Here is a 14,582-nt window from a genome sequence, read left to right as displayed (position 1 = left end):
TAGCGTTATATATTCGTTTAACTTGCTAAAACTACGTAAATATAATGAGCAAAGATATAGTACAAATATTTGACACTACACTGAGAGATGGAGAACAGGTTCCTGGCTGTAAATTGGACATGGAACAAAAGCTGGTTATTGCCGAGAGATTGGATGAACTGGGTGTAAATATCATAGAAGCAGGTTTCCCTATTTCTAGTCCTGGAGACTTTAAATCTGTGGAAAGCATTGCCAAATTGGTAAAGAATGCCACGGTCTGTGGGCTTACCAGAGCGGTAAAGAAAGACATTGAGGTTGCGGCAGAAGCCCTGAAGCATGCCAAAATACCCCGAATACATACAGGTATAGGTACTTCTGACTCACATATAAAATTCAAGTTCAACTCAAATAGAGAAGCCATAATCGAAAGAGCTGTAGAAGCTGTGAGTTATGCCAAAACATTTGTAGAAGATGTTGAATTTTATGCCGAAGACGCTGGTAGAACGGACAATGAATTTTTAGCAAGGGTATGTGAAGCGGTCGTAAAGGCCGGTGCCACCGTTCTAAATATTCCGGATACCACAGGATATTGTCTTCCTGAGGAATATGGAGCCAAAATAAAATATTTAAAAGAAAACGTTACCGGTATACACAAGGCTACACTTTCTTGCCATTGCCATAATGACCTCGGTCTAGCGACGGCAAACTCCATTGCAGGGGTTATAAATGGCGCCAGACAAATAGAGTGCACCATTAACGGTATAGGCGAACGCGCCGGAAACACTTCTTTGGAAGAAGTTGTAATGATCATGAGACAACATCCAGATTTAAACCTAGATACTACGATCAACAGTCAATTGCTTTATGATACAAGCAAGATGGTCTCTAGCAAAATGGGAATGGTCGTACAACCCAATAAAGCAATCATAGGAGCCAACGCATTCGCCCATAGTTCGGGCATTCACCAAGACGGGGTCATCAAAAACCGTGAAACCTATGAAATTATAGACCCTGCAGATGTGGGCGTTACGGAATCGTCGATAGTGCTTACAGCGCGTAGTGGAAGGGCCGCATTGGCATACCGTGCGAAAATAGTAGGGTACGAACTTACCAAAACCCAATTGGATAGTGTCTATGAAGAGTTTTTGAAGTTTGCCGATAGGAAAAAGGAAATTTTAGACGAAGACATACATGAAATCATAAAGGCAAGTAATCTTGACCTTCAAAGCATCAGTTAATAAACATGCATTTAAATATTGCCGTTTTAGAGGGGGATGGTATTGGCCCTGAAGTAGTTGCTCAGTCCTTAAAATGCCTTAGGTCCGTAGAAGAAACCTTCGGGCACAGCTTTACGTTCGCCAAGGGCCTGGTGGGCGCAACGGCAATAGAAAAGGAAGGAAACCCGTTACCGGAAAAAACTTTAAAGATTTGCAAAGAATCGGACGCTATTTTGTTCGGTGCCATAGGCTCCCCAAAATACGATGACGATCCCAATTCAGAAATTTGGCCAGAACAAGGCTTGCTTAGGCTTAGGAAAGAACTAGATCTTTTTGCCAATATAAGACCCGTAAAGGTTTTTCCGGCCTTAATTAAACAATCGCCACTATCAAAAAAAATAGTAAAAAATACCGACCTCGTTATTTACCGAGAACTTTCGGGAGGTATTTATTACGGTGAAAAAGACCATGATCCAAATTCTAATTCCGCTACGGATATTTGTACGTATAACGAAGAAGAAATAAGCAGAATTGCACATTTGGCCTTTAAGGCGGCCAAAAACAGAAAACAGAAAGTAACCTTGGTAGACAAGGCCAATGTATTACAAACGTCTCGATTATGGAGAAGGGTCGTTTACGATATAGCCAAGAGCTATCCCGAAGTAACTTTGGAAGCTCTTTTTGTAGATAATGCCGCTGTGCAGATGGTTCTTAACCCCAGCCAGTTCGATGTAATACTAACAGACAATATGTTCGGGGATATTTTATCGGACCAAGGTAGTGTTATTGCCGGATCTATAGGCTTATTGCCTTCGGCATCGGTAGGAACGGATTATGCGATGTTCGAGCCAATACACGGTTCATACCCAAATGCCAAAGGCAAAAACACGGCTAACCCCGTGGCGGCCATTTTAAGTGTTGCCATGCTTTTACAGCACTTTAAGCTACATGAGGAATCTGATGCCGTAGTGGCCGCCGTATTAAAATCGTTCTCGAAAAACATCGTGACCCCAGATATTATGGGAAGCAGTAAATATGGCACAGATTACGTCGGTGATTTTATAGCTGATAACATTATGGAGCTTGACGACCATTTTAACATGAACGATGAGAATATAGATTTAGGTAAATCTACTATAATCTAGTGCTTATTCTTCTGATAACAGTTGCTGCAGAAAACTATCAAATTCCGATTTAAATTCCTCAAATTTATCACCGGTCGCAGGACCGTTAAACCCTGTATGGATTTTTCTGACCACACCTTTTTTATCGATAAAGATTGTAGTTGGGTACGAGAGCACCCTATTTAACATTGGTAATTTCTCTTGGGCCTTTTCTTTATTTTCCGTACCATACTGAGCCAATAAAATAGGATATTCCACCCCTATTCTATCTACCAGTCTTTTTATACTTTTATGAGCCAATTCTTCCGTTTTGGCATATTCAAAGGCCAAGCCCACCACAGCAAGGTCCTCCCTATTTTTCTTACTTAAATAATCTACCAGAAATTTGGTCTCATCCAAACAATTAGGACACCAAGACCCCATAATCTGTACTACAACTACCTTATCTTTAAATTGTTGACTATTTAAAGAGACCATATTCCCGTTCAAATCAGGAAAGGTAAAGTCGAATTTATCATATCCGTCCTTCAAAAAGGTTAAGGAATCGGGGCTTGGCAATTCGTAATTTTCATTTCTAACAGCGATAAAGGGTTCTTTAAAATGATTTCCTGAATAAAAAGTACCGTTCATACTACTATCTGTCACCTTGGCCTTGAACAAAAAGGCGTGTGCACCATCAAACGTAGATAACTTTAACGAATCATTGTCCAACACCCCTTCTAAAAACCGATAATCGCCTGTTGTTGTCCGAAAGGTTCCCATTACCTGATTATCTTTTTGAGTAAAAATGCCCTTCCCCATATAATTGTCCTCTGTATTAGGACTAAATTCTGTCTGCCACACCCCAGAAACATCCACAGAAGCACCTTCTACCCCAATAAATCTTTTAGATTCGCCATATGTAGCCTCAAAAGGAACAGACCTTTCCAAACTCTCAATAATAAATGCCCCTTTCATTTGGACAGAAGAAAAATGAGCGGTAATATACCCTTCAAAAACAGGCATTTGTATTACAAGGGAATCATTTTCAAAAATCACTTCGTCTACCTTAATAACTTCTTCGGCATTAAAGATATCAAGCATATAATTTTCTTCCGTATTCTTGTACACCTTAAAGTTAAAAGGCAATACCTCTCCATCCATAACACTGAGCCTACCCTGCCAAGCACCTTCACTTAATTCCTGTTTTTTATGCGTTTCAACACATCCAAAAACACACCATACAAAAACGAGGAAAAAATATTTTTTCATAAACAACAGTATTAAAACGAACTAAAATAGTCACTTATAGTCATTAATTAAAATTTTACGGCAAAACGGACCCGTTGCTTATTGAATGTCTTACGGCATTGTTTTATCTTTACCCGCTTTAAAACTGACGAATGAAAATTTCTTACAACTGGCTAAAACAGTTTATCAATATTGATTGGGATTCCAAAAAAACCGGAGAACTTTTAACCGACCTAGGCTTAGAGGTAGAAGGTATCGAAACTTATGAATCTGTCAAAGGTGGTTTAGAAGGTATTGTGGTCGGACACGTACTAAGTTGTGAAAAGCATCAAAATGCAGATAGGTTAAAAGTGACCTTGGTAGATATAGGGGGTGACGAGCCAATACAGATAGTATGTGGGGCACCGAATGTGGCAAAAGGACAAAAAGTTCCTGTAGCTACTGTAGGTACCACCCTTTATACAAAGGAAGGCGAAGCCTGGAAAATTAAAAAAGGTAAAATACGGGGAGAAGAAAGTAGAGGTATGATCTGTGCCGAAGACGAACTTGGTCTTGGTGAAGGCCATGACGGTATTATGGTCTTGGACGAAAATTTGGCTCCCGGAACTTTGGCTTCAGAGGTTTTCGATATAGAAAGGGATGAGGTCTTTGAAATTGGACTAACTCCAAACCGTGCCGATGCCATGAGCCATTTTGGGGTTGCAAGAGATTTAAAGGCCGGTCTAAAACAGAAGGAAATTAACAAAGAGTTGATTACCCCGCCTGTTAGCCAGTTCAATGTTGACAACCGATCCCTTAAAATCGATGTCGATGTAGAAGATAGTGCCCTTGCTCCCAGATATTGTGGCGTTACAATTAACAACCTAATTGTACAACCTTCTCCCAATTGGTTAAAAAATAGATTAAAAGCAATAGGGTTAACCCCTAAGAACAACGTAGTAGATGCAACCAATTATGTACTACATGAGCTTGGGCAACCTTTGCACGCTTTTGACGCCAACAAGATAAAGGGAGGTAAAATCAGGGTTAAAACAATGCCCAAAGGCACCAAGTTTACAACGCTTGACGGAATTGAAAGAGAGCTTCACGAAGATGATTTGATGATTTGCGATAGCGAGAAACCAATGTGTATTGCAGGTGTTTTCGGTGGATTGAATTCTGGAGTTACCGAAAACACTACTTCCATCTTTTTAGAAAGTGCCTACTTTGACCCCGTATCTATTAGAAAATCGGCAAAAAGACACGGCCTAAATACAGATGCCTCATTTAGGTTCGAACGCGGAATAGATATCGAAAATGTAGAATACGCCCTTAAAAGAGCGGCACTTTTAATCAAAGAGATTGCAGGCGGGGATATCACATCTGACATAGTAGACCTCTACCCTCACAAACAAAAGGATTTTGAAGTATTCTTGGCTTTTGAAAAAATAAATAAGCTCATTGGTCAAGAAATTCCAAAAGACACCATTAAATCTATCCTGGTCTCTTTAGACATAAAAGTTAAAAACGTAACAGAGGCAGGTATGGGCCTAAGCGTGCCCTCTTACAGGGTAGATGTTCAACGCCAGGTAGATGTAATCGAAGAAATTCTAAGGGTTTACGGATATAATAATATAGATTTCGGCCAAAAATTAAATGCTTCCATAGCGTCCACCACTATTTATGAAGACCACAAAATTCAGTTTACAATTGGAAATCTATTGGCTTCCAAGGGTTTTTATGAGATAATGACCAATAGCCTTACCTCCCCTGAATATAATGAGTTTTTAGAGGGCCCTATAAAAAACATAGATTCTGTGAGCATTCTAAACCCTCTAAGCGGAGACCTATCGGTACTTAGAAAAGCATCTATATTCTCTGCCTTGGAAGCGGTGAGCTATAACATAAACAGAAAGAGACAAAACCTAAAATTGTTCGAGTTTGGTAAAACCTATACTCAAGAAAACATTGAAAGGCCCGAACATAAGTACCTAAGTATTTTATTGACGGGAGAATCTGGTGAGAACAGTTGGACGGTTCCGGCGAAACCAAGTGATTTTTTCCAATTAAAATCAATAGTGGAAACCATACTAATAAGATTAGGCATAAATAATACCACAAGTTGCCCAGATGAGAGCGAACTGTTTTCGGAGGGATTAAGCCTAAAATCCGGCCAGAAAGAACTAGTGTCTTTCGGAATGGTCAAAAAATCGATTCTTAAACATTTTGATATTAAACAGAATGTTTTTTACGCCGATTTTAAATGGGATACCATTTTAGATGTATTGAAGAAATCAAATATTGTTTTTAAGGAAATATCAAAGTACCCTGAAGTTAAAAGAGATTTCGCCTTACTGCTAGATCAACATGTAACTTTTAAGGAATTACATGAAATTGGATTCAAAACAGAGAAAAAACTACTTAAAAACATCAATTTGTTCGATGTATATGAAGGAAAGAACTTACCTGAAGGTAAAAAATCATATGCTATAACTTTTACGCTTCAAGATAGTAACGCAACTCTTACAGATAAACAAATAGACAAGATCATGTCTAAGTTGCAGAAGAATTATGAAAGAGAGTTAAATGCCGAATTAAGATAGTTCGGTTATATCTCAAACGGTAAAAAGACACTGTCGATTTCATGTACAACACCGTTGCTTTGATTGGAATCGGCAGATACTATTTTGGCCTTGTTACCATAATTATCCATTAGTATAATGTCGATACCACTCATTGTGGCCGTTATCTTTTCTCCCAATACAGTGGTAAACGACGCTTTTCCATTGCCTCTGCACATGGCTTTCAAAATCTTGGAGGCCGTAAGCTTTCCGGCGATTATATGATACGACATTATCGCCTTTAACTCCTCTTTGTTTTTGGGATCAAGAAGCTCGTCTATAGTAACCTTAGATAATTTTTCGAATGCCGCATTGGAGGGTGCAAAAACCGTAAACTGTCCTTTATAATCTAATATACAATCCATATCGGAAGCTCGTAAAGCCGCCAATAATGTGCTATGACTCTCTGTTTGTTCCGTATTTAAAAGAATCGAATTATCTACCACCTGTAAATTCGATGATAATAAATTTAAATTTTGTTGTGGAGATGGGCCTTGTGCCATACTCACTAGAGAAAAGAGCATCATACAAAGACATACGGGGGCTGTCCAATTTTTCATATTCAAGGTATAGTTGGGGCAAAATATTGGTAATCGACAAAAGGTCAACTTTCATCGACAATATACAATCTGAAAAGAGAAACACACAATCAAAAATTTATTTACCTCTGTTAATTAACATTTATTTAACAAACAAGGCCTGCACCCCAATTTTTGGACTTATTCGTTATTGCCTAACTTTGAGTAGGTTACAAAAAAAAGTTGAGATGTTAAAGAAAACAAACCTTAGAGAAAAACTAGATTTGGAAAAATTGCGGGTTAAAATGTCGGAAGAGAGGTTACTTGCAGAAGTAAAAACAATTCTGAAACGAGTTAGTGATGACTACAATCGTATAGAAACAAACATTATAGACCAAAAAAACACTTTATCCAATTCCTTTAACCATGAATTGTTACAAAGCGAGAACATTTACCATATAGAGCAAATCAAAAAAGTCTGTATTGATTACCGCCTTCGTTTTTTGGATTCTAAATTTTTTAAGGGCACCATTCCAAAAGAAGCCATTTCAAAGATCAGGGAACTTGAAAAAGAGCATGATACAGAGATTCAAGGTTTCAAAATAATCGCACCGTCAAAACTCTTTAAACTAGAGGACAAAGATGACCCCTTGTTATTTGCCCCAATAGGCAATGGTTATTTTTACTTGATTCACCAATGGGGAAATGACCTACACCCTTTGCGAAAACTAATGATGTGGCCCTTTAAAAATATGATAAACCTTATCATTTTAGTATTGATACTCAGTTATTTGGTAACCCTAATGATTCCCATGGGGCTATTCTCAAAATCAAGTTCACCTGCGCAGTTCGGAATACTTTATTTCTTTATGTTCAACAGCATTGGATCCATCGTTATTTTTTATGGTTTTGCCCTAGGAAAAAACTTTAATCCCGCTATTTGGAACAGTAAATACTACAATGCGTAGTAAGCCTACTCGACATAAATAGACCTTGGAATACCATCCAAATCTATATTATCGATAAAGGTTAATTCTGGAGACGATGTTATTCTTAAGATTCCTCCTGTATTACCACTACCCGTTTTTTTATACCCAACAAGAATAATATCGTTGGCATAATCATAGGCTATCGAAGTCGTAGATGCAATCTCGAACTCAACACTAAGTTGCGCCGTTGACAGAAAATTTTCATAATAATAAAGTACCGCCGTATTTGCAGAAAAATCATATGTTGCAGGAATACTTTCCGTTGCCGTACCTTCTTCCGTTTGCATTTGGTAATATAATTTTCCGTCTTCACCGAACGAAACAAACTCAGACATATAAAAATTGGGTGCCGTATCGGCATCATACCTTGTATATGTTTCTGTCATCGTACTACTATCAACAATGGTGTGAAGCTCCGGATACGCCAATACGATATTTCCATCTAGATTTTTGAACATACGCCCCACATCATACCCCATATTCTTTTCGTAAACGATAGTCTCATCCTCAATATCGATTACAGATATTCCATTTTCATCGGTAATATCCTCATCAAACGTAAGCACGAACAATTTATCGTTGGTAGGCACCATAGCCATTGGTTTTGGAGACACAGGAATATCTACAAAATCTTTATTGTCAGTATCCAAATCAATTATTCTAACATAAAAGGTATCACTTTTACCTTCTTCATCTTTAATAAAGGAAATAAAAACATATTCGTCTGTATGGGCTATAGAGGTCACCTCTACATTACAGGCTCCTAAAACCCCGAAAGTATCAAACTCAATAGCATCTTCCGATTCAAAATTATAATATAAAACCTCTCCTATACAGCCCGAAGTAGTATTGTACAAGCTGATGGTATTGTCTGAATTATAAAAAATTTCGGAACTGGGAAAACCAGGAAAAAAACTATCGTTATCATTAATTTCCAGGTTCTCTGAACCTGCGGTAAGCCCTTGTGTACTTAAAGTACTGTTTTTTTCGAGCAAAACAGTATAATCCGCTTCGACAAAAATAGGGGTCTCATTTTCTTCTATAGGCTCATTGGTTGAGTCACTACTACATGCAACCAAGAAAACAGCCAGCATTGCGCCGACCACATAATTGTAAGTCTTCATGATCTAGAAATTATAGTTCAACTTCCTTAAACCGAAACAGCATACATTTTATTGCGCTGCTCCTTTAAAGTCTTGTCAGACATGTATTCATCAAACGTAGAATAACGATCAATGTTGCCTTTTGGAGTCAATTCTATAATTCTATTGGCCACTGTTTGTGCAAATTCATGGTCATGGGTGGTAAAAAGCACGGTTCCTTTAAAGTTCTTGAGCGAATTGTTAAAAGCCGTAATACTTTCTAGGTCCAAGTGGTTGGTAGGTTCGTCCAACATTAACACGTTGGCCCTCATCATCATCATTCTACTTAACATACACCTTACCTTTTCCCCTCCGGAAAGTACAGTACATTTTTTAAGTGCTTCTTCTCCACTAAAAAGCATTTTACCAAGAAAGCCCCTTAAATAAACCTCTTCGCGCTCTTCTTCTGTTTTGGCCCATTGCCTAAGCCAATCAACAAGATTTATATCCTCTTTAAAAAAATTGGAATTATCGGCGGGCAAATAAGATTGATTGGTTGTTACCCCCCAATTAAATGTACCGCTCTCTGGCTTTCTATTACTGTTTATAATTTCATAAAACGCCGTTGTAGCTCTAGAATCCCTAGATATAACCGCAATTTTATCTCCTTTGGCCAAGTTAATGTTTACATTATCGAACAATAACTCCCCTTCTTCGGTAGATGCCCTAAGACTTTCGACATTCAATATTTGATCACCGGCCTCGCGCTCTCTTTCAAAGATAATGGCAGGGTATCTTCTACTGGAAGGTTTTATATCATCAACCTTTAACTTTGACAACATTTTCTTTCTAGAAGTCGCCTGTTTACTTTTAGCTACGTTGGCACTAAAACGCATAATAAATTCTTGTAGTTCTTTGGCCTTTTCCTCTGCCTTTTTATTTTGCTGGGCCCTTTGTCTAGCCGCTAACTGGCTACTTTCGTACCAAAAGGTATAATTACCGGAATAGAGGTTTAATTTACCAAAATCTATATCTCCAATATGCGTACATACCGTATCTAAAAAGTGCCTATCGTGAGAAACTACGATTACCGTATTCTCGTAATCGGCCAAAAAGTTTTCTAACCAGCTAATAGTCTCATAATCCAAGTCGTTCGTAGGCTCATCCATTACCAATACATCTGGATTACCAAATAGGGCTTGTGCCAAAAGCACACGTACTTTTAACTTAGAGTCTACATCCGCCATCAAGGTATAGTGCAGCTCCTCACCTATTCCTAAGTTAGAAAGCAGGGCCGCAGCATCACTATCGGCGTTCCAACCGTTCATTTCCTCGAACTGAACCTGCAACTCCCCTATCCTATCTGCATTTTCATCACTATAGTCGGCATAAAGGGCATCTATTTCTTTCTTGATCTCATATAATGGCTTGTTTCCTTTTACCACGGTCTCCAATACGGTAAACTCGTCTGAAGAATTGTGGTTTTGTTCCAAGATAGACATTCTTTTCCCCGGCTCTAAATGAACATGGCCCGAGGTAGGCTCTATCTGTCCGGACAAAACCTTAAGAAACGTAGATTTACCCGCACCATTGGCCCCAATAATACCATAACAGTTACCTTCGGTAAAGGAAACATTAACCTCGTCAAACAAAACCCTCTTTCCAAATTGGACCGATAAATTAGATACAGATAACATAAATCACTATTTAAAAATTCGTGCAAAAATACAGAATTTTAAAGGCGAAAACCAACAAACTTAGATTACATCTTTTTTAATTGCCCTTAAGTCCCAATGAATTAAGATTTAACTACCTATTAACAGCAATGGAAGAGAGGGTTCATTATTTTTGGATATGAAACATTCCCCTTTTGTGTATGGATAAATATTTACCTCTAGCATTTATTTTCTTGTTAGTCGGTTGCAATACTCCCAAAAAAAACACGGATAGCGTTTTCTTTGCTGGGGAAATTGTGAATCCAACCGATGAATATGTAGTTCTTTACAAAGGTGGTGATGTACTTGACTCTGCCAAATTAGATGTGAACAATAGGTTTACCTTTCACTTAAATTCTATTGAGGACGGACTTTACCATTTTAACCATGCGCCGGAATTTCAATATATCTACCTAGAGAAGGGCGATAGTTTACTGGTTAGGTTAAACACCCTATATTTTGATGAATCGTTGGTTTTTTCTGGTACCAACGAAGAGATCAACAACTTTCTTTTAGAGAATTTTTTGGCCTACGAAGATGAGGAAAAAGAAATATTGGCGAACTATTATGAATTGGAAGCCGATGATTTTTCACATAAAATAGATGCACTCAGAAAAAATAAGCTCAGAGCTTTAGATGATATTAAATTAGAGTTCGGACTATCGGAAAGGGCATATGAGATTGCCGAGGCAAGTATTGATTACACCTATTATAGGTACAAAGAAATTTACCCTTTTAAACATAGAAGAAAGTTAAGGGAAGATAAATTACATGATCTTTCAAAAGATTTCTACGCATACAGAAAGAATATAGATTATAACAACAAACACTTAATATACCTTAGGCCTTACTACGATTTTATGAAGTCGCACTTTGGCAACCTGTCATATGTAAACTGTTCGGAGTCTTGTGGCAAAAACAATGGTATAATTGCCAATCAACTTCATTTTAACCAGCACAAATTAAAAATCATAGACAGCTTGGTAGTCGAAAAAGAACTAAGGGACAACCTATTTAGAAATGTAGCCATCAACTATTTACTTAAAGAACACAATGCTCCCGACAGTAATAAAATATTCATAGACGAGTTTCAAAAGGTCTCTGGCAATAATATGCACATACAAGAAATTGTAACCCTTTACCAAGGCATCAGAAACATTCAGCCAAAAAACCCTATACCTCACTTAAAAGTAACGTCTATGGAAGGAAAGGATATTTCACTTCCAGAAATTGCAAAGGGCAAGAACGTGGTTTTTTATTTTTGGTCGGCCGCCAACAAAACCCATTACGACAATATTTTTAAACGCGTTGCCGAATTAAAAAAGACAAAACCGAATTTCGAATTCGTAGGTATCAATATCCGCACAGAAGCTGACGACTGGGAAGCTATTGTAAATAGCATGAATACGGAACCCAGTACACAGTTCAGATCCGACGATTTTAAAAAGCTGACCGAAACCTTGGTCCTTTATCCGTTAAACAAATGTATCATCGCAAAAGACACATTGATAGTAGATGCATTTTCCAATATTTACGACAATATATTATAATCGAAAACTCTTAAGAATCACTATAGTTCAAAAGTAATTTTTCATACCATTTATCGGGCAAGATTCTTTTAAGTACTATTGAAAATTTTTGAAGAAAAGACCCTACTTTATAGTGTATTTTTGGGTTTTTAGTGTTGATTATGCTATATACCTTTTTCGCAACCATAATAGGGTCTCCCCCATTATCCACATCTTCATCGATGGCCTTTAATGTTCGACCATATGAAGTTTCATATGGAGAACCTTCCAATACCGGTGCATGATACCGACCGGCAGCAATGTTGGTAGCAAAATCTCCTGGTGCAATACATGTAAGATGAATTCCAAAATCTTTGGTCTCCATTCTTAAACTCTCTATTGCCAATTCCAAAGCACCTTTTGAAGCTGAATAAACACCCCTAAAAGGTAATCCCATGTACCCGGCTATCGAGGTAATATTGATGATCAATCCATTTTTTTGACTGCGCATTTGAGGCAAGACCGCTTTTATAACATTTAAAGGTCCGTTAAAGTTGGTTTTAAAAGCTTTTAAAATTTCATCGTTAGGTGTTTCTTCCAAAGGTCCGGTTATTCCCACACCGGCATTATTTACCAATACGTCCAACCTGCCTTCCCTATCCACTATTTCTTTAACTGCCCTATCAATGGTACCAGGAACGGTAACATCCATCTGAAGCAGAACAAAATCATTAAAATCGGGATATTTCTCTAAGTTTCGGGTTGTACCGTACACAACGTATCCTTTAGCCGTAAGATATTGGCCCATAGCCTTACCAATGCCCGATGAACCTCCAGTTATAAGAACTATTTTAGATTGCATGAAATTATAATTGTATGAGTGATAAAAACAAAGTCATGGACCTTATCCTGCAAATTATAAAATCGTTGACTTTGGGGTACAAAAAAAGGCAAGCTACCTACATCGCACCGCTACAACCATATACCCTTGCTGCGTTCCCACCCTGGGGGATTCTACAGGAGCTGGTCGTGTAGGACTTGCCGGGTGCAAATATACAATCTTTTAAAACTTTCACAATCCTTTTTACATTCTAAATTTTATGGGCTAACTTGCCTCAATTACGGGTAACCCCTTTAAAACATAGAAAACAGTAAAAAAATGAGTTCCTTTAAATTAACTTTTTTTAGCTTATCGTTGTTATTTCTAGCTTCTTGCGGTAGTGGCAACCAAAAACCATCATCTCTTTTTAGTATTGTGTTGGAGGGCAACACAAATAAGATAAACCAAGGTACCACCATCGGTGTTTCCATTAAAAATATTAAGAATAAGGACATAGAAAAGGTAACCTACGTGATGGACGGTGAAGAACTGCCTATATCTGACGGAAAAATCAATTTTTCGGTTCCTAAACTGGGCAACAAAGTACTGAAAGCAAATATTACTTATGAAGGTACTACGGTCGAAGTAACAAAAAAGCTAAAAGTATTGGCTTCTAAAGCTCCCGAAATTTATACCTATACCATACTTAACGAATATCCCCACGATACTGGCGCCTACACCCAAGGGTTAGAGTTTCATAACGACACCCTTTATGAAGGTACCGGCAAAAAAGGTCGTTCGTTCTTAAGAAAGTTTGATTATAAAACCGGAAAAGTCTATCAACAAGTAGATTTGGACAAAACTTATTTTGGGGAAGGAATTACCATACTAAATGATAAAATATATCAACTGACCTGGCGAAGTGGTGTAGGTTTCATTTACGACCTAAAAGACATGAAAAAGTTGGACAACTTCCAATATGGCGAAAGTAGAGAAGGTTGGGGACTTACCAATGACGGAACCAAACTTTATAAAAGTGACGGTACCGAGAAAATATGGATTCTTAATCCAGACACCATGGAGGAAGAAGACCATATTGAAATTGCCTCTAACAAATCTCTTTTCGCGGACACCAATGAGCTAGAGTATGTGGATGGAAAAATATATGCGAACGTGTATCAAAAACCTGGGGTAATGATCATTGATGCAAAAAGCGGTGCTATTGAGGGAGTGGTTAATTTTGGAGGTCTGAGCGATAAAGTAACAAAAACGGAAAATTGGATCGATACAGATAATGTTTTAAACGGTATTGCCTATCACCCTACCAGAAAAACATTTTTTGTAACCGGTAAGGATTGGGACAAACTTTTTGAGGTTCAAATTGAAAAAAAATAATATGTCGTCCTATACGAAGAGAATAAAGGTTACCAAAGATGATTTAGATGACCTAGATCACGTAAACAATGTACGTTATGTGCAGTGGATACAAGATATCTCTAAAGAACATTGGCAAAACAAGGCCCCTAAAGACATTCAAGAAAAAGCCGTTTGGGTGGTAATGACACATTATATAGAGTATAAGGCACCGGCAGTGGAAAACGACCCTATTTTAATTTCCACGCACATAGAAAAAAGCAAAGGAGCAATCTCTGTAAGAGTGGTGGAAATGGTAAACGAGATAACAAAAAAGTTATTAGTACGATCAAGTACAGAATGGTGCTTATTAAACAAAAACACCCACAAACCTATGAGAATCTCAGAAGAGGTTATGCAAATTTTTTCTTGAACCGACTCAAAATC

Annotated in this window: 12 protein-coding genes and 1 other RNA gene; 7 read left to right on the top strand and 6 right to left on the bottom strand. The window is 37.9% G+C overall.

Annotation, left to right across the window (positions count from 1 at the left end; genetic code table 11):
- The first annotated feature begins 44 nt into the window (after positions 1-44).
- Both J8L85_RS10930 and leuB read left to right on the top strand, forming a co-directional pair.
- Positions 45-1,217: a 2-isopropylmalate synthase gene (locus tag J8L85_RS10930; RefSeq protein WP_211017189.1), complete on the top strand. Its 1,173-nt coding sequence runs from the start codon at positions 45-47 to the stop codon at positions 1,215-1,217.
- Positions 1,218-1,222: 5 nt separating this feature from the next.
- The gene (gene leuB / locus J8L85_RS10925) at positions 1,223-2,341 is read left to right on the top strand and encodes a 3-isopropylmalate dehydrogenase (protein ID WP_211017187.1); all 1,119 of its coding nucleotides are present in this window, start codon (positions 1,223-1,225) and stop codon (positions 2,339-2,341) included.
- Between the two features lie 3 nt (positions 2,342-2,344).
- Here leuB and J8L85_RS10920 read toward each other — a convergent pair whose 3' ends face one another.
- Positions 2,345-3,571, bottom strand: a complete 1,227-nt coding sequence (locus tag J8L85_RS10920; RefSeq protein WP_211017185.1) for a TlpA disulfide reductase family protein — start codon at positions 3,569-3,571, stop codon at positions 2,345-2,347.
- A 131-nt stretch (positions 3,572-3,702) separates the two neighbouring features.
- Between J8L85_RS10920 and pheT the strand changes: the two genes are divergently transcribed.
- A complete protein-coding gene (gene pheT / locus J8L85_RS10915) occupies positions 3,703-6,132 on the top strand; it encodes a phenylalanine--tRNA ligase subunit beta (protein WP_211017183.1) in 2,430 nt (809 codons plus the stop codon).
- A 5-nt stretch (positions 6,133-6,137) separates the two neighbouring features.
- On the opposite strand, the gene J8L85_RS10910 is transcribed toward pheT, so the two are convergent.
- Complete coding sequence (locus J8L85_RS10910; protein ID WP_211017181.1) at positions 6,138-6,710, bottom strand: fasciclin domain-containing protein; 573 nt, start codon at positions 6,708-6,710, stop codon at positions 6,138-6,140.
- 206 nt (positions 6,711-6,916) lie between these two features.
- On the opposite strand from J8L85_RS10910, the gene J8L85_RS10905 reads away from it, so the two are divergent.
- The gene (locus J8L85_RS10905; protein WP_211017179.1) at positions 6,917-7,636 is read left to right on the top strand and encodes a hypothetical protein; all 720 of its coding nucleotides are present in this window, start codon (positions 6,917-6,919) and stop codon (positions 7,634-7,636) included.
- A gap of 5 nt (positions 7,637-7,641) precedes the next feature.
- Here the strand turns inward: J8L85_RS10905 and J8L85_RS10900 are convergent, their stop codons facing one another.
- Entirely contained in the window at positions 7,642-8,781 is a 1,140-nt protein-coding gene (locus tag J8L85_RS10900) for a hypothetical protein (RefSeq protein ID WP_211017177.1), read from the bottom strand.
- Positions 8,782-8,807: 26 nt separating this feature from the next.
- A complete protein-coding gene (locus J8L85_RS10895; protein ID WP_211017175.1) occupies positions 8,808-10,436 on the bottom strand; it encodes an ATP-binding cassette domain-containing protein in 1,629 nt (542 codons plus the stop codon).
- 179 nt (positions 10,437-10,615) lie between these two features.
- Here J8L85_RS10895 and J8L85_RS10890 point away from each other — a divergent pair, with 179 nt between their 5' ends.
- Positions 10,616-12,004, top strand: coding sequence for a redoxin domain-containing protein (locus J8L85_RS10890; protein ID WP_211017173.1), 1,389 nt, complete (start codon positions 10,616-10,618; stop codon positions 12,002-12,004).
- Positions 12,005-12,014: 10 nt separating this feature from the next.
- Here the strand turns inward: J8L85_RS10890 and J8L85_RS10885 are convergent, their stop codons facing one another.
- Positions 12,015-12,824 carry an SDR family oxidoreductase gene (locus J8L85_RS10885; RefSeq protein ID WP_211017171.1) on the bottom strand — a complete coding sequence of 270 codons (810 nt, stop codon included), beginning with the start codon at positions 12,822-12,824 and terminating at the stop codon, positions 12,015-12,017.
- An 83-nt stretch (positions 12,825-12,907) separates the two neighbouring features.
- An RNA gene (ffs, locus tag J8L85_RS10880) (signal recognition particle sRNA small type) lies at positions 12,908-13,006 on the bottom strand.
- Between the two features lie 115 nt (positions 13,007-13,121).
- Here ffs and J8L85_RS10875 point away from each other — a divergent pair.
- On the top strand, positions 13,122-14,177 hold the full coding sequence (locus J8L85_RS10875; RefSeq protein WP_211017169.1) for a glutaminyl-peptide cyclotransferase: 1,056 nt from the start codon (positions 13,122-13,124) through the stop codon (positions 14,175-14,177).
- A gap of 1 nt (position 14,178) precedes the next feature.
- Positions 14,179-14,568 (top strand): acyl-ACP thioesterase domain-containing protein, encoded by a 390-nt coding sequence (locus J8L85_RS10870; RefSeq protein WP_211017167.1) that lies wholly within the window; start codon positions 14,179-14,181, stop codon positions 14,566-14,568.
- The last annotated feature ends 14 nt before the right edge of the window (positions 14,569-14,582 follow it).

The sequence above is a fragment of the Maribacter sp. MMG018 genome (genome assembly GCF_018100785.1).
In the GTDB taxonomy this organism is placed as follows: domain Bacteria; phylum Bacteroidota; class Bacteroidia; order Flavobacteriales; family Flavobacteriaceae; genus Maribacter.
The sequence above is the reverse complement of the archived record's forward strand: the minus strand, read 5'-3'. Positions and strand labels throughout refer to the sequence as shown.